Origin of the sequence: Azospirillum humicireducens (assembly GCF_001639105.2) — a bacterium.
GTDB lineage: Bacteria > Pseudomonadota > Alphaproteobacteria > Azospirillales > Azospirillaceae > Azospirillum > Azospirillum humicireducens.
Genome location: NZ_CP015285.1, coordinates 2,053,084 through 2,068,162 on the forward strand (window position 1 = coordinate 2,053,084; position 15,079 = coordinate 2,068,162).

At 68.1% G+C, this 15,079-nt stretch carries 16 protein-coding genes; 12 read left to right on the forward strand and 4 right to left on the reverse strand.

The genetic code is table 11. From position 1 onward, the window contains the following. Window positions 1–21 precede the first annotated feature (21 nt). From rlmH to A6A40_RS09595, 4 genes are all read right to left on the reverse strand, one after another. Window positions 22–480, reverse strand: coding sequence for a 23S rRNA (pseudouridine(1915)-N(3))-methyltransferase RlmH (gene rlmH, locus A6A40_RS09575; RefSeq protein WP_063635187.1), 459 nt, complete (start codon window positions 478–480; stop codon window positions 22–24). 25 nt (window positions 481–505) lie between these two features. Further along, window positions 506–952 (reverse strand): ribosome silencing factor, encoded by a 447-nt coding sequence (rsfS, locus tag A6A40_RS09580; protein ID WP_063635188.1) that lies wholly within the window; start codon window positions 950–952, stop codon window positions 506–508. Next, window positions 949–1,509, reverse strand: coding sequence for a nicotinate-nucleotide adenylyltransferase (locus tag A6A40_RS09585; protein WP_063636206.1), 561 nt, complete (start codon window positions 1,507–1,509; stop codon window positions 949–951). The genes rsfS and A6A40_RS09585 overlap by 4 nt, the downstream gene beginning before the upstream one ends. A 262-nt stretch (window positions 1,510–1,771) precedes the next feature. Continuing rightward, window positions 1,772–3,046, reverse strand: coding sequence for a glutamate-5-semialdehyde dehydrogenase (locus tag A6A40_RS09595; RefSeq protein WP_063635189.1), 1,275 nt, complete (start codon window positions 3,044–3,046; stop codon window positions 1,772–1,774). 165 nt (window positions 3,047–3,211) lie between these two features. Here A6A40_RS09595 and A6A40_RS09600 point away from each other — a divergent pair, with 165 nt between their 5' ends. The 12 genes from A6A40_RS09600 (at window position 3,212) to A6A40_RS09655 (ending at window position 15,074) form a co-directional block, all read left to right on the forward strand. Further along, window positions 3,212–3,955 carry a sulfite exporter TauE/SafE family protein gene (locus A6A40_RS09600; protein WP_063635190.1) on the forward strand — a complete coding sequence of 248 codons (744 nt, stop codon included), beginning with the start codon at window positions 3,212–3,214 and terminating at the stop codon, window positions 3,953–3,955. Between the two features lie 20 nt (window positions 3,956–3,975). Then, window positions 3,976–4,467: an RNA pyrophosphohydrolase gene (locus tag A6A40_RS09605; protein WP_063635191.1), complete on the forward strand. Its 492-nt coding sequence runs from the start codon at window positions 3,976–3,978 to the stop codon at window positions 4,465–4,467. A gap of 177 nt (window positions 4,468–4,644) precedes the next feature. Beyond that, window positions 4,645–4,959 carry an STAS domain-containing protein gene (locus A6A40_RS09610; protein WP_063635192.1) on the forward strand — a complete coding sequence of 105 codons (315 nt, stop codon included), beginning with the start codon at window positions 4,645–4,647 and terminating at the stop codon, window positions 4,957–4,959. Beyond that, window positions 4,944–5,321, forward strand: a complete 378-nt coding sequence (locus A6A40_RS09615) for a response regulator (RefSeq protein ID WP_063635193.1) — start codon at window positions 4,944–4,946, stop codon at window positions 5,319–5,321. The genes A6A40_RS09610 and A6A40_RS09615 overlap by 16 nt, the downstream gene beginning before the upstream one ends. 28 nt (window positions 5,322–5,349) lie before the next feature. Further along, window positions 5,350–7,605 carry a chemotaxis protein CheA gene (locus tag A6A40_RS09620; RefSeq protein ID WP_063635194.1) on the forward strand — a complete coding sequence of 752 codons (2,256 nt, stop codon included), beginning with the start codon at window positions 5,350–5,352 and terminating at the stop codon, window positions 7,603–7,605. 9 nt (window positions 7,606–7,614) lie between these two features. Then, window positions 7,615–8,163, forward strand: coding sequence for a chemotaxis protein CheW (locus A6A40_RS09625; protein ID WP_082860771.1), 549 nt, complete (start codon window positions 7,615–7,617; stop codon window positions 8,161–8,163). Between the two features lie 68 nt (window positions 8,164–8,231). Further along, window positions 8,232–10,847, forward strand: coding sequence for a methyl-accepting chemotaxis protein (locus A6A40_RS09630; protein ID WP_063635195.1), 2,616 nt, complete (start codon window positions 8,232–8,234; stop codon window positions 10,845–10,847). Beyond that, window positions 10,840–11,781 (forward strand): CheR family methyltransferase, encoded by a 942-nt coding sequence (locus A6A40_RS09635; protein ID WP_236783625.1) that lies wholly within the window; start codon window positions 10,840–10,842, stop codon window positions 11,779–11,781. Before A6A40_RS09630 ends, A6A40_RS09635 begins: the two co-directional genes overlap by 8 nt. Window positions 11,782–11,784: 3 nt before the next feature. Then, window positions 11,785–12,450 (forward strand): chemotaxis protein, encoded by a 666-nt coding sequence (locus A6A40_RS09640; protein WP_063635196.1) that lies wholly within the window; start codon window positions 11,785–11,787, stop codon window positions 12,448–12,450. 1 nt (window position 12,451) lies between these two features. Next, window positions 12,452–13,513: a protein-glutamate methylesterase/protein-glutamine glutaminase gene (locus A6A40_RS09645; RefSeq protein WP_063635197.1), complete on the forward strand. Its 1,062-nt coding sequence runs from the start codon at window positions 12,452–12,454 to the stop codon at window positions 13,511–13,513. A 41-nt stretch (window positions 13,514–13,554) separates the two neighbouring features. After that, window positions 13,555–14,715: a methyl-accepting chemotaxis protein gene (locus tag A6A40_RS09650; RefSeq protein WP_063635198.1), complete on the forward strand. Its 1,161-nt coding sequence runs from the start codon at window positions 13,555–13,557 to the stop codon at window positions 14,713–14,715. A gap of 53 nt (window positions 14,716–14,768) precedes the next feature. Beyond that, window positions 14,769–15,074, forward strand: coding sequence for an STAS domain-containing protein (locus A6A40_RS09655; protein WP_063635199.1), 306 nt, complete (start codon window positions 14,769–14,771; stop codon window positions 15,072–15,074). The last annotated feature ends 5 nt before the right edge of the window (window positions 15,075–15,079 follow it).

The window sequence follows — 15,079 nt, forward strand, 5'->3', positions numbered from 1 at the left end:
CGCCGGATGCGACGCTCGGTATCAGGATCTGTGATAGGGATGGCCGGCAAGAATTTGTTGGGCGCGATAGAGTTGCTCCGCAAGCATGCCGCGCACCAGCATGTGGGGCCAGGTCATCGGCCCGAAGGCGAGCAGGAAATCGGCCCGCGCGCGCACCGCGTCGCCATGGCCGTCGGCGCCGCCGATCAGGAAGGCAAGGTCGCCGGCGCCGCGGTCGCGCCAGTCGCCGATCTTGGCGGCGAAGCTCTCGCTGGGCAGCGCCTTGCCGCGTTCATCCAGCGCCACGACGATGGCGCCGGCCGGTATGGCGGCGAGCAGCAGCTCGGCCTCCTGCCGCTTCAATTCGTCGGAGGAGAGGCGCTTCTTCACCTCGACCTCCTTCAGGGTAAAGGGCCAGCCGAGCCGGCCGACATACTCGTCGAACAGGTCGCGGGTCGGTCCGCCCCGCGACCGCCCGACGGCGGCGAGCCACAAACGCATGATGCGGCCCTCCGCCTCCGGTCCGTCAGGCGCTCAGCCGCGCCGTGCCCGACGGCGTCGGCAGGTCCAGACCCCACATCTTCTCGATGTTGTAGAAGGTCCGGACTTCCGGCTTGAACAGGTGGACGATCACGTCGCCGGCATCGACCAGCACCCAGTCGCACTGGGCCATGCCTTCCATCTCGACGCCGCGGACGCCGGCCTGCTTCAGCTTTTCGGCCAGCTTCATCGCCATGGCGGCGATGTGCCGCGTGTTGCGGCCCGACGCCACGACCATGTAATCGGCGAAGGTGGTTTTCCCGGCGAGATCGATGACGGTCACGTCATCCGCCTGATCGGCGTCGAGCGACGCCTGAATGAGCGCCTTCAGGTCCTGCGGTTCCAGGATCTGGGGAACGGCGGCTGGCCGCGGAGCGGTCGCGGCCGTTTCGGTGTGCGTGGTGATGGCTCCAACCTCTTGCAACGGTTTCACGACCCGGCGGCCCGTGCCTGCCGGATCGCCGTCGCCGAGGCCGGATGCAGGGGGTTGCGTAAGAACGCCCAGGCCGGCCGCCTGCGGCGCGCCAGCCCTTTTACCCCCGACACGGACACCCGCCGACGGGTGAAACGCTGGGCGGCCTTGCCGCTCAGCGCATTAAGAGAATAGGTGGGACGGGCGAAAACCGCAACGGCCACCGAGTCGAAGATTCGTGTCCAAAGCTTCCAACGCGGAATTTGTCGCAGATTGTCCGCTCCCATCAACCAGACGAAGCGGGTTTTGGGGAAGCGGAGTTGAAGCTTCGCCAGCGTATCGGCGGTGAAGCGGGTGCCGAGCGCCGTCTCGAGCGCCGTCACCTCGATCCGCGGATGGGCGGCGACAGCCCGCGCCTCAGCCAGCCGTTCGGGCAGAGACGCCATGCCGGCAGCGGACTTCAGCGGGTTCTGCGGGCTGACCATCCACCAGACCCGGTCGAGCCCCAACGCCTTCAGAGCGAACAGGCTGATGTGCCGGTGCCCGGCATGGGCCGGATTGAACGACCCGCCGAGAATACCGACGGTGAGGCCGGCATAGAGCGGGCCGGAATAGAGCTGGGGGGCGCGGTGTCCCTCTCCCGCCTTTTTGCCCTCTCCCCCCCGCTCTCGCGCAAACTTCGTTTGCGCTGACGCGACAGGCGGACCCTCGGTCCGCTGAAAGCGGGGAGAGGGTTGGGTGAGGGGGTTCCGTTTGCCGGACGCTCCTCGCGAGGCATCCCCCTCACCCTGCCCTCTCCCCGGGGGGGAGAGGGTTCCACGGGAGGGAGGGGGGTCGGTCTCAAGGCCGCGTCTGGCCATCGCCGCGCACGACATACTTGTAGCTGGTCAGCTGCTCCGCACCCACCGGGCCGCGGGCGTGGAACTTGTCGGTGGAGATGCCGATCTCGGCACCCATGCCGAACTCGCCGCCGTCGGCGAACTGGGTCGAGGCGTTCCACAGCACGATGCCGCTGTCCACGCGGGACAGGAACCGCTCCGCCGCCGCCGGATCCTCGGTCAGGATCGATTCAGTGTGGTGGGAGCTGTGGGCGTTGATGTGGTCGATGGCGGCATCCACCCCGTCCACCACGCCGCAGGCGATGATGGCGTCGAGGTATTCGGTGTCCCAATCCTCCGGCGCCACAGCCGTCACCCGCGGATCGGCCGCCTGGGCCGCCGCGTCACCACGCACGGCGCAGCCGGCATCCAGCAGATCCTTCACCAGAACCGGCAGCGCCGTGCCGGCGATGGCGCGGTCGACCAGCAGCGTCTCGGCGGCACCGCAGATGGAAGTGCGGCGCATCTTGGCGTTCAGAACCACCTTGCGCGCCGTCTCCAGATCGGCGGCGGCATCGACATAGACGTGGCAGTTGCCGTCCAGATGCTTGATGACCGGCACCCGGCTCTCGTCGGCGATGCGCTGGATCAGCGACTTGCCGCCGCGCGGGATGATGACGTCGATAAAGTCCCGCATGGTCAGCATGTGGCCGACGGCGGCGCGGTCGGTGGTCGGCACCAGCTGGATCGCAGCCTCCGGCAATCCGGCCTCACGCAGGCCCTGGGCCAGACAGGACGCGATGGCGCGGGACGAGCGGATGCTCTCCGACCCGCCGCGCAGGATGGCGGCGTTGCCCGACTTCAGGCAGATGCCGCCGGCGTCCGCCGTCACGTTGGGCCGGCTTTCATAGATGATGCCGACGACGCCCAGCGGCACGCGGACGCGCTGGATGCGCAGTCCGTTGGGCCGCGTCCATTCCGCCAGCACGCCGCCGATGGGATCGGGGAAATCGGCGATGTCCTCCAGGCCCTTGGCCATCGCCTCGATGCGCGTGTCGTCCAGCATCAGCCGTTCGCGCATGGGGCCGGACAGGTCGCGGGCGTTCGCCATGTCCTCGGCATTCGCCGCCTTGATCTCGGCGGCGCGGGCGCGGATGGCCGCCGCAGCCGCCCTCAGCGCCCGGTCCTTCGACGGTCCTGGCACGGTCGCCAGCGCGGCCGCGGCGGCGCGGGCCTTGCTGCCGAGGGACAGCATCTCGTCGTGCAGGGCGTCGGTGGTATCGAGCAGGGCGGACATGGAGGTCTCCGGACACTCTATCCGTTGAAGGGACGACGACCTTAACGAATTGTTCGGGGTTGCGAAAGCCGCGCGGTTGTGGGACTTCGGCGTTGCGGTATGGGCGGGCGTGTGCAAAACGCAACGCGCCAGCCGCGCCGGAGCAAGGTTTTCGGGTAAGGTGACATGCTGACGCTGCTGCTGATCGTCTCCGCCTTTTTCGCCGGCGTGCTGAACGCCGTGGCCGGGGGCGGCAGCTTCCTGACCTTCCCGGCGCTGATCCTGGCCGGCGTGCCGCCGCTGAACGCCAACGCCACCAGCACCGTCGCGGTGTCGCCCGGCGCGCTGGCCAGCGCCTTCGGCTACCGGCGGGAACTGGGCCGCATCCGCGACATCCACCTGCCCTCCTTCCTCGGCATCAGCCTCGTCGGCGGGCTTTTGGGCGCGCTTCTGCTGCTGTGGACGCCACAACGGACCTTCGAGGTCATCGTGCCGTGGCTGCTGCTGTTCGCGACCCTGCTGTTCGCCATCGGCCCGACGGCGTCAGCCTGGGTCCGCCGCAACTTCACCATCGGCCACGGCACGGTGCTGGCGGTGCAGTTCCTGATCGCGATCTATGGCGGCTATTTCGGCGGCGGCATCGGCATCCTGATCCTGGCGACGCTCGGCGTCTTCGGCCTGACCGACCTGCATGCGATGAACGGGCTGAAGTCGCTGGTCTCCGGCTGCCTGAACGCGGTGGCGGTGGCCGCCTTCGTCGCCGGCGGGGCTGTCTATTGGACGGAAGCGCTGATCATGCTGGTCGCCGCCATGGCCGGCGGCTATGCCGGCGCCTCGGTCGCCCGCCACATCCCGCCGCCGGTCCTGCGCAAGCTGGTGATCCTGGTGGGGGCGGCGATGACCGTCTATTTCTTCGTCACGAAAGCCTGACCCGAACGGAGCCCGCCGGCATGACCTCCCCCATCGACCGCGACACCCTTCCCTACCGCCCCTGCGTCGGGATCATGCTGCTGAACGACCGAGGCCAAGTCTTCGTCGCGAAGCGCTGCGGGTCGGAGGCCGACTGGCAGATGCCCCAGGGCGGCATCGACGAGGGCGAGGACGCCCGCACCGCCGCCTTCCGCGAGCTGGAGGAGGAGATCGGCACCGCCAAGGCCGACTTCATCGCCATGACCGCCGCTCCCCACCGCTACGACCTGCCCGACGACCTGCTGGGCAAGGTGTGGAAGGGCCGCTGGCGCGGGCAGGAGCAGATGTGGATGCTGGCCCGCTTCACCGGCGACGAGGCCGACATCCGGCTCGACACCGACCATCCGGAATTCGATGCCTGGAAATGGATCGACGCGGAGGAACTGCCGGGCCTGATCGTCGCCTTCAAACGCCCGGTCTACGAATCGGTCCTGGCCGAGTTCCGCCCGTTGATCGCCCGGCTGAAAGGCTGAGCCGCAGCCGCGGTTCCGCCCCAAGTCCCAAAATTGATTGCGGTTATCCCCAACTTCCGCAGGCCGTGCCTTGCATTGGACAGTTCGGGCTTAACGAATCCTTGAGACGCCTTCTGGCAACGTCGCTCCTGCAACCGCAATGCGCAAGAGTGCGCCTGCTGTGGACGGAGGGGTGGCGTGTCGCTGATCAAGTGGACGGAGGAGGATGGCGGACGGATTCGCCTGGGCTTGCCCAACGACCTGGACCTGCCCATGGCGCAACCTCTGCTCGACAGCCTGCGCGCCGCCTTCAAGGCGTCAGCGGACGTCACCATCCAGGCGGACGCGGTGGAGCGGATCAGCGCCGCCTGCATCCAGGCCCTGGTCGTCGCCGCCCGCGATGCGGCCGACCGCGGCGCCGCCTTCGTCCTGGCCGCCCCGTCCGAGGTCCTGTCCGAAGCGTGCGAGGATCTGGGTCTCGCCGCCTGGCTGAAGCAATGGAGCCGAGCGTGAAGAAGAAAGTGATGACGGTGGACGACTCGCGGACCATGCGTGACATGGTGTCCTTCACCCTGCGCGGCGCCGGCTATGACGTGGTGGAGGCCGCCGACGGCCAGCAGGCGATGAGCGCCATCGCCGCCACCAAGGTCGATCTGGTCATCACCGACCTGAACATGCCGGTGATGGACGGGCTGACCCTGATCCGCAAGCTGCGCGCCATTCCCGCCCACCGAACCCTGCCGATCCTGATGCTGACCACCGAAGCGGACGAGAGCAAGAAGGCGGAGGGCCGGGCGGCCGGAGCCACCGGCTGGATCGTAAAGCCCTTCAACCCCGACAAGCTGGTGTCGGTGGTGCAGAAGGTCTGCGGCTGAACCGCAGCGGACGGTAAGGAGGACATCCGTGGACGATCTCAGCCGCTTCAAGCAGACCTACTTCGACGAAAGCGCCGAGTTGCTGGCCGTCGCCGAGGCAGGGCTGCTGCGCCTCGCCCCCGGCGAGATCGACATGGACGAGGTGAACGCGATCTTCCGCGCGGTCCATTCGATCAAGGGCGGCGGCGGCGCTTTCGGCTTCAACGACCTCGTCGCCTTCGCGCACGAGTTCGAGACGGTGATGGACGGCGTGCGCAATGCCGAGATTCCGGTCACCACCGAGCTGGTCGATACGCTGATCCGCGCCAACGACGTGCTGGCCCGGCTGCTGGCCCATGCCGCCGACGAAACCGATGCGCCGGCCGGCACCACCGACGAGACCGTCACTGCGCTGCGCCGCTTTCTCGACAAGACCGGAGCACCGGCGGAGGAGCAGCTCTCCGCGCCCGCGGATTCCCTCTATCCCGACGACGAGGATGACGAGGCCGGCATCTTCGGCGATGCACTGGCCGCCATCCAGGCCGCCCGCGACGACCAGCCTGCCACCGTCATGTCTGCCCCGGTGCCGGAGGGAAAGCTCCGCTGGACCATCGTCTTCCGCCCGAAGGCCGAACTGCTTCTGTCCGGCAACGAGCCGACCTACATGCTGCGCGCCTTGCGCCGTCTCGGCGACGCGGAGGTCGTCTGCCATCTGGACAAGCTGCCCTCCCTGCGCGACCTCGACGCCGAACTGCTGCACCTGTCCTGGACGGTGACGCTGCTGGCCGATCCGCAGATCGACCGCGCCCAGATCGACGACGTGTTCGAGTTCGTCGCCGACGACTGCGACATCCGCATCAGTGCCGAGGCACCGCCCCCCGCCATCATCGAGCCGGCTGATCCTCTGCCGGCCGCCAACCTGCCGGAACCGGCGGCGCCCGGCTCTCCTCCGGCGGCCCCCACCCCGGCAACCACACCCGGCTCCCCCGGCGCTGCGAAGACCGGCGACGGCGCCAAGCGCGGCAATGGCGGCGACCATTCCGGTCCGACAACCCACACCATCCGCGTCGACCTCGACAAGATCGACCGGCTGGTCAACATGGTCGGCGAGATGGTCATCACCCAGGCGATGATCGCGGAGCATCTGCGCGACCTGCCGCCCGGCCAGTTCCAGGAACTGCTGGAGGGGCTGGAAAGCCTTGCCCAGCACACCCGCGAACTGCGCGAGAGCGTGATGTCGATCCGCGCCCAGCCGGTCTCCAGCGTCTTCTCGCGCATGCCGCGGCTGGTGCGCGAATGCGCCGCCGCCACCGGCAAGGAGGTGATGCTGGTGACGTCGGGCGAGACGACGGAGGTCGACAAGACGGTGGTCGAGAACCTCGTCGATCCGCTGACCCACATGATCCGCAACTCGATCGACCATGGGCTGGAAGGCCCCGAGGAACGGGAACGGATCGGCAAGCCGCGCGCCGGCACCGTGCATCTGTCGGCCGCCCACCGCTCCGGCCGCATCGTGATCGAGGTGACCGACGACGGCCGCGGCATCAACCGGGCCAAGGTGCTGTCCAAGGCCATCGAGAAGGGGCTGGTCCAGCCCGGATCCAGCCTGTCGGACGATGAGATCGACAACCTGATCTTCCTGCCCGGCTTCTCCACCGCCGATCAGGTGTCGAACCTGTCCGGCCGCGGCGTCGGCATGGACGTGGTGCGGCGGAACATCTCCAGCCTGGGCGGGCGCATCGGCGTCTATTCGACGCCGGGCGAGGGCTCGCGCTTCGTCCTGTCGCTGCCGCTGACGCTGGCGGTGCTGGACGGCATGGTGATCTCGGTGGGGGACGAGCGTTTCGTCCTGCCGCTGACCAACATCGTGGAAAGCCTGAGGCCCAAGCCCGCCGACCTGCATGGGCTGGTGAACAAGTGCGACGTGATGATGGCGCGCGGCGAGTATGTGCGGCTCGTCCACCTGCACCGGCTGTTCGGCATCCCCAAGGCCATCGACGATGCCACCAAGGGGCTGGTCGTGCTGGTGGAGACGGAGGACGGCTCCCGCCTCGGCCTTGTGGTCGACGAGGTGCTGGGCCAGCAGCAGGTCGTCATCAAGAGCCTGGAGGCCAATTTCCGCCGTCTGGACGGTGTGGCCGCCGCGACCATCCTGGGCGACGGCCGGGTCGCCCTGATCCTGGACGTGGCCGGTCTGCGCGAAATGAGCCGCCACGGCGCCGGCAACGGCGCCATCACCCAGCCCTCCTCATTCCTGCCCGCCCCGGCGGACAGGTCCGACCAGCGTCAACGCCAAACGGTTTGAGGCCCAGCGATGAGCAGTTCCACCGCAATCGCCACCGTCAATTCCCGCACCGATATCCAGCCCGCCGGCGCCGCCGTCAACGGGACGGAGGAGCAATATGTCACCTTCACGGTCGGCAGCGAGGAATATGGCGTCAACATCCTGGCAGTCAGGGAAATCCGCGGCTGGACACCGGAAAGCCGCTTGCCCAATCTTCCCGACTATGTGCGCGGCGTGATCAATCTGCGCGGCATCATCATCCCGATCTTCGACCTGCGCGCCCGCTTCGGCGGCGGCCCCACCCAGGTGACCAAGCGCCATGTCGTGGTGGTGATGCAGGTGGGCGAGCGCACGCGCGGCATCCTGGTCGATGCGATCTCCGACATCCTGGCCATCGGCCATGATGCGATCAAGCCGCCGCCCGACGTGGACAGCGGCCTGGTCGATGCGGAGTATCTGAGCGGCCTCTACACCGCCGAGAACCGGATGGTGACCCTGCTGAACGTCGAGAAGCTGTTCGCCGGCGAACATGCCGACCAGGACCCAGGCCCGCGCACGCCGGCGCTCGAAGCCACCTGACCGGAAAAAGTCCCGGCAACCTTCGGCGCCACTGCAACGAGAAACAAAAATAAGAGGAAACGTCACCGATGGCCACCGACGGTACGATCGCCAAAGCCGGCAGCTTCCTCAGCAACATGCGCATCGCCAAACGGCTGTGGCTGGGCTTCGGCCTTCTGCTGGTGCTGATCGCGGCGCAGTCAGGCATCGGCATCCTCGGGCTGGACGGGCTGAAACGCCGCATCGATGGGGTTATCGCCTCGGGCGACCTCGCCGTCTTCGCCAAGGATCTGGAAAGCCGTCTGGCCGCGGAGCGGCTGCAGACCCGCGAATACATCAATCTGGGCACGGCCGAGGCTCTGGACCGTCTGCGTGTGCTGCGCGAGGAGTTCGAATCGGCGATGGCGCAGCGGCAGGCGACGCTGGCGGCCTCGCCCCAGGCCGCGGCCTTCGCCGAACTGAACGGCCTGCACACCGCCTACCACGATCGGTTCGAGGCAGTGCGCGCGATGCGGGAGCAGGCCGACCGCAGCCTGCGCGAGCGCATGGACCCGCTGGGCGCCGAGGTGACGAAGCTGCTGGAGGAGGCGGTGTCGGCGGCCAGGGCCTCCGCCGACAGGGAGGCCGCCTTCGCCGCACAGGAGGTCGAGAAGCACTGGATGATGACCCGCTTCAACGCCAACCGTGCCATCGGTCTGCGCGACGCCGCGGCGGCTGTGCGGGTTCAGGCCGAAGGCAAGGCGATGGTCGACGCCATCGCCCGGCTGTCCGCCGCCATGCGTGCCGAGAGCCGCGCCGACGGCGGCCTGTCGATGATCCTGCGCCAGGCCGATGCGCGTGCGGCCGACTATCGCGCCGCCTTCCGCGATGTCGTCGCCGCCGAGGACGAGGCGAAGCGCCGCGCCGACCAGCTCGCCGCCGCGGCCACGGCGGTCAACACGGCCATCGACGGAATCGTCAACAGGATCGCTGCCGGCGCCAGGACGACGGAGGCGGAGGCCGGAAGCATGGCCGACTTCACCGTCCGCCTGACGCTGGGGCTGGGGTTGCTGTCGCTGCTGATCGGCGTCGCCGCCGCCAACCGCATCGCCGCCTCCATCGTCACGCCGGTCACCGGCATCCGCCGGGTGATGGCGGAACTCTGCGACGGCAAGCTGTCGGTCGAGGTTCCCCACACCGGCCAGAAGGACGAACTGGGCGAGATGGCCCGCGCCGTTGCCGCCTTCAAGGACGAAGCGGTGGAGGCCCTGCGCTCGCGCATCGCACTGGAACGGGTGTCGGCCAACATCATGATGGCGGACACCGACGGCCGCATCCTCTACGCCAACGACTCGATCATGGCCATGTTCCGCCATGCCGAGGCCGACCTGCGCGGCTCCCTGCCCGGCTTCGATCCGGACAAGCTGATCGGCCGGAATTTCGACGTCTTCCACAAGAATCCCGCCCACCAGCGCGGTCTGTTGGAAGCGCTGGCGCAGACCCATCGCGGGCTGGCCAAGACCGGCGACCGGACCTTCGAGGTCATCGCCAACCCGGTGGTCAGCCGCCGGGGCGAAAAGCTGGGAACCGTCATCGAATGGCGGGACCTGACCGAGGAGCTGGCGATCGAGGCGGAAATCGGCGCCATGGTGGAGAACGCCGTGCGCGGCGACTTCAGCCGGCGCATCGCGCTGGACGGCAAGACCGGCTTCTTCCGGCTGGTCAGCGAAGGCATCAACAACCTGTCGGAAAATGTCGCCACCGTTACCGAGGAGTTGGCGGCCGTGCTGGGGGCGCTGTCGCATGGCGACCTCACCCGTCGGATCGACAGGCGGTACGAGGGCGTGTTCCAGCGGCTGACCGACGACGTCAACGGCACGGTGGCCCACCTGTCCGAGATCGTCCGCCGCATCGACGATGCCGCCGGCTCCATCGCCGTCGCCAGCCGCGAGGTTGCCGAAGGAAGCATGGACCTGTCGGAACGGACCGAACAGCAGGCATCCTCGCTGGAGGAAACCGCGGCCAGCATGGAACAGCTTGCCGCCACCGTGCGCTCCAACGCCGACAACGCCCAGCAGGTCAACGGCTATGCCACCGAGGCGCGCACCGCCGCGTCGCGCGGCGGCGAGGTGGCGGCCAGCGCGGTGGAGGCCATGCACCGGATCGAGCAGTCGTCGCAGAAGATCGCCGACATCATCGGGGTGATCGACGAGATCGCCTTCCAGACCAATCTGCTGGCGCTGAATGCTGCAGTGGAGGCGGCACGGGCCGGCGATGCCGGGCGCGGCTTCGCCGTGGTGGCGCAGGAGGTGCGGCAGCTCGCCCAGCGTTCCGCCCAGGCCTCCAAGGAGATCAAGGCGCTGATCCTCGACAGCAGCGGGCAGGTGCGCGAGGGCGTCGGGCTGGTGCGGTCCGCCGGCAGCGCCCTGACGGAGATCGTGTCGGGCATCGGCCGCGTCGCCGATCTGGTGTCGGAGATCGCGCGGGCGACCGCCGAACAGGCCTCCGGCCTCGACGAGGTCAACATCGCCATCGCCCAGATGGACGAGATGACCCAGAAGAACGCCGCCCTGGTGGAGGAAAGCACCGCCGCCGCCCGCTCGCTGGAGGATCAGGCCGACCAGATGCGCCAGCAGATGACCTTCTTCACCCTGGAACGCCAGCCGCGCCATCCGGCCGCCGCCTCTGCAGCCGGAGAAATCCGGCGGCAGCAGGTCCATGCCTGACGATGCCTCAGCCGGGATCGCGATGACCGACCGTTCCTCCACCCTGTCGATGGAGCCTGCGACGCAACGCCGGGTGCCGGACGCGGTGTTCGGCGGCGCGCGCGAGTTTCATTTCGAGCGGCACCATTTCGACCTGATCGCCGCTCTGCTCTATCAACTGGCCGGCATCGCGCTGGCGCCGCACAAGGCGGAGATGGTCTATGCCCGGCTGGCGCGCCGCCTGCGCGAGTTGCGGCTGCCCGATTTCGACGCTTATTGCGCCCTGCTGCAAGGCGACGGGGGCGCGGACGAAATCGGCTTTCTCGTCAACGCACTGACCACCAACCTGACCAGCTTCTACCGCGAATCGCACCATTTCGACTTTCTGGCCTCCACCGTCCTGCCGGACTTGCGGATGCGGAATGCCGGCGCCTCCCGTCCACGGCTGCGGCTGTGGTCGGCCGGCTGCTCTTCCGGCCCCGAACCCTACACCATGGCGATGGTGCTGGTTTCGGCCATGGGAGCGGACCTGCGCCGCTGGGATGCCCGCATCCTCGCCACGGACATCGACACCCACATGGTCGAGACGGCACGGCGCGGGATCTACCCGCTGTCGGGCGCCACCGGCATTCCGCCGGCCATCCGCCAGCGCTTCACCCGCGACACCCGGCTGAACGGCGAGCCGGCGGTGGAGATGGGCGAGGATCTCAAGCGGCTGATAACCGTCAAGCCTCTGAATCTTCTGGAGCATTGGCCGATGTCCGGCCCGTTCGATGCGATTTTTTGCCGCAACGTTCTGATCTATTTCGACCGCCGCGGCCGTACCCAGGTGATAGAGAATTTTGCCCGGATGCTCCGCCCTGGCGGGTATTTGTTTCTCGGTCACTCGGAAAGCCTGTATGGCGTGTCGAACCTGTTCCGGCAGGCTGGCCCAACGATCTACAGGAGGGAGTGAGAGATGAATGCCTCCCCCCTCTCCCGTTCCGACCCCGGCCCGGCAGCAGCGCCGGCGCGGCGCTTGGGCAGCGGGCGGTATTTCAATCATGAATTCAAGACGGAGACGGTCAAGATCGCACTTGGCGAGCAGGCGGTCAGCGACCGGGACGACCTGATGATCGCAACCACGCTGGGTTCCTGCGTGGCGGCCTGCATCCACGATCCGGTTCGGGGGATCGGCGGCATGAACCACTTCATGTTGCCCGACCTGCCCGCCAGCGAATTGGAGGGGGCCGGCGCAGCCGCACGCTACGGGTCGGTCGCGATGGAACGGTTGATCAACGCCCTGCTCGCCGCCGGGGCCGACCGCAGCCGGCTGCAGGTCAAGCTGTTCGGCGGCGCCAGCGTCATCGAGTCGAGCTACGACATCGGCGGTCTGAACAGCCGTTTCGCCCTGGATTATGTCCGGGCTGAGGGGCTGATGCTGGCCGCGCAGGATCTGGGCGGCGGCTCGGCCCGGCGGCTGCATTACTTCCCGCACAACGGCCGCGCCCTGCGCCGCCTGCTCCAGCCGGAGGCCGCAGCCGACACCGTCACCCGCGAACGGTCCTTCATCACGCATCTTGCCCGCACCTCCATGGAGGGCGAGGTCGAGCTGTTCGGGCCCAGCGATCCGGGAGGGACCTGACATGCCCAGACCGATCCGCGTCGTCATCGTCGATGACAGCGCCCTGATGCGCGAGATGCTGAAGGACATCCTGACCCGCGAAGCGGGGATGGAGGTCGCCGGCGTCGCCCGCGACGCCTTCGAGGCCCGCGACGTGATCAAGGCGACCAACCCCGACGTCATCACGCTGGACGTCGAAATGCCCAGGATGGACGGGCTGTCCTTCCTGGAAAAGATCATGACGCTGCGGCCGACGCCGGTGATCATGGTCTCCTCCCTGACCCGCGAAGGCTCCGACGCCGCCATCCGCGCGCTGGAGCTGGGGGCGGTCGACTGCGTCGCCAAGCCCGGCGGGTCCGACGGCCAGGGCTTCGAGGCGACGGCGATGGAACTGGTCTCCAAGATCAGGGTGGCCGCCACCGCCCGGCTGACCATGCGCCGCCCGGCCGCCGCCCACAGCGTCCTGCCGACGCCGCGCCGCGCCGGGTCGGGCAAGCGGCTGATCGCCGTCGGCGCTTCGACCGGCGGGGTGGAGCGCATCCGCGACGTCCTGGCCGCGATGCCCGCCGATTGTCCGCCCATCGTCATCACCCAGCATATGGGGCCGAGCTATGTGCCCAGCTTCGCCGCGCGGCTCGACCGGCTGTCGGCGCCCACGGTGCGGGTGGCGGTCCATGGCGACCGGCCGGCCCAGGGGCTGGTCCTGATCGCTCCCGGCGACCGCCACCTCGCCGTCGCCCGTGACACCGCCGGTTTCGTCTGCCACATCCAGGACACGCCGCCTGTCAGCGGCCACCGGCCGTCGGTGGACGTGCTGTTCGCCTCCGTCGCCAAGGCCGCCGGCGCCAACGCCGTCGGCGTCATCCTGTCCGGCATGGGCCGCGACGGCGCCATCGGCATGAAGGCCATGCATGAGGCCGGCGCCTTCACCATCGGTGAACAGGAATCGAGCTGCGTCGTCTATGGAATGCCGCGTGCCGCCAAGGAGGCCGGTGCGGTCTCGGCCGAACTTCCGCTCACACACATCCCCGCCGAAATGCTGCGCGCCTTCGACGCCGTCGGCGAGCGCGCCCGCACCGCCTGACCCAGGCGGGCATCCGGGCCGAGTTTCCAAGGAGTACCAGTATGTCTATCCATGCCGTCAGAGATGCCGCCCAGTTCGCCGCCCGAGATGCCGCTCCGGCGATGACGGACCGCCCTGCGGCCCCTCCTTCGGACGGAGAGGCCAAGGTCTCGGTCACGGCAGAGCTTCTGTCGACCTGGCTCGGCTTCGCCGACGTGCAGCGCCGCACGCTCGACATCGTCCAGAGCGAGCTGACGCGGACGTCGGACCATGTGGAGACCTCCACCCTCGACCTGTCGGAGCGCTTCCGCGAACTGGCCCAGAAGGCGCTGGAACAGTCGGAGCGGGTGGAGCAGATCGTCGCCATGGCGGGATCGGTGGACATCGACGGCGAACGGATGCCGCTCGACACGCTGGTCGTCGGCATGCAGGACATGATCACCGACATGGTGACCAACATCGTCACCCTGTCGCGCCATGCCATGAGCATGGTCTATCTGCTGGACGACGTTCAGAAGGACGTGGCCGAGCTGGAGAAGTCGATCGGCGACATCGACGGAATCAACCGGCAGACCAATTTCCTGGCGCTGAACGCCACCATCGAGGCCAGCCGCGCCGGCGAGGCCGGGCGCACCTTCGCCGTGGTCGCGCAGGAGGTGCGGCACCTCTCCCGCACCACCGGCGAACTGGCGGACCGCATGCGCAGCAAGGTGGGCGCGGTGGTCAAGGGCGTGCGCAACGGCCACGACATCCTGCGCCAGATCGCCAACACCGACATGTCGCCGCAGATGCTGGCGAAGGAACGCGTCGACAAGACGATGGACAGCCTGGTGGCCCAGACCACCCATTTCCAGGCGGTGCTGGAAACGGCGGCATCGGTGTCGACCGACATGTCCGCCACCATCGCCCATGTCATCACCGGCATGCAGTTCCAGGATCTGACCAAGCAGCGGATCGAGGCGATCAACGACAGCCTCGCGATCATGAGCGCCGGGTTGGGCGAACTGGAGACCCGCATCCGCGCCCAGGTGCCGCCCGGCATCGGCGCGCGGGAGCCGCAGGAATGGCTGAACCAGCTGATGGGCCGTTTCACGCTGAGCGAGATGCGCGAACGTTTCGTGCGCAAGCTGCTGCTCGAAGGCACAGCGCTGGACGAGAACGGCGTGCTTGACCTCGATGTCGGAGGTGACAACAGTGCCGGTGGGGACATTGAACTTTTCTAGCGCGCAACATCCGGCGCTTATACAGTGGATCATCCATCCTGAAAGACGGCACCATGGATTACGGCATCGAAGTGCGCGATCAGGAGGCGGTGGTCCGCCTGCGAGGCCGCCTGACCTTCAACGACCATGCAAAGCTGCGCACCCTGATCGGTGAGATGGGGCAGAACAAATCCAGACGTCAGGTGTTCGACCTGTCGTCGCTGGAATTCGTCGACTCGGCCGGTATCGGCATGCTGCTGATCGCACGGGAGGAGATGGACCGCGCCGACAAGCAGTTCGTCCTGCGTGCTGCCGCCGGACAGGTGAAGCGGGTGCTGACCGTGGCGCAGATCGCCAAAATCGTCCCGATCGAGGACTGAGCCGA

What these genes read in the sequence shown, in the direction of transcription:
- rlmH (WP_063635187.1), bottom strand. Translation starts at nt 480, where the DNA reads ATGCGTTTGTGGCTCGCCGCCGTCGGGCGGTCGCGGGGCGGACCGACC.
- A6A40_RS09595 (WP_063635189.1), bottom strand. Translation starts at nt 3,046, where the DNA reads ATGTCCGCCCTGCTCGATACCACCGACGCCCTGCACGACGAGATGCTG.
- A6A40_RS09600 (WP_063635190.1), top strand. Translation starts at nt 3,212, where the DNA reads ATGCTGACGCTGCTGCTGATCGTCTCCGCCTTTTTCGCCGGCGTGCTG.
- A6A40_RS09605 (WP_063635191.1), top strand. Translation starts at nt 3,976, where the DNA reads ATGACCTCCCCCATCGACCGCGACACCCTTCCCTACCGCCCCTGCGTC.
- A6A40_RS09615 (WP_063635193.1), top strand. Translation starts at nt 4,944, where the DNA reads ATGGAGCCGAGCGTGAAGAAGAAAGTGATGACGGTGGACGACTCGCGG.
- A6A40_RS09625 (WP_082860771.1), top strand. Translation starts at nt 7,615, where the DNA reads ATGAGCAGTTCCACCGCAATCGCCACCGTCAATTCCCGCACCGATATC.
- A6A40_RS09630 (WP_063635195.1), top strand. Translation starts at nt 8,232, where the DNA reads ATGGCCACCGACGGTACGATCGCCAAAGCCGGCAGCTTCCTCAGCAAC.
- A6A40_RS09635 (WP_236783625.1), top strand. Translation starts at nt 10,840, where the DNA reads ATGCCTGACGATGCCTCAGCCGGGATCGCGATGACCGACCGTTCCTCC.
- A6A40_RS09640 (WP_063635196.1), top strand. Translation starts at nt 11,785, where the DNA reads ATGAATGCCTCCCCCCTCTCCCGTTCCGACCCCGGCCCGGCAGCAGCG.
- A6A40_RS09645 (WP_063635197.1), top strand. Translation starts at nt 12,452, where the DNA reads ATGCCCAGACCGATCCGCGTCGTCATCGTCGATGACAGCGCCCTGATG.
- A6A40_RS09650 (WP_063635198.1), top strand. Translation starts at nt 13,555, where the DNA reads ATGTCTATCCATGCCGTCAGAGATGCCGCCCAGTTCGCCGCCCGAGAT.
- A6A40_RS09655 (WP_063635199.1), top strand. Translation starts at nt 14,769, where the DNA reads ATGGATTACGGCATCGAAGTGCGCGATCAGGAGGCGGTGGTCCGCCTG.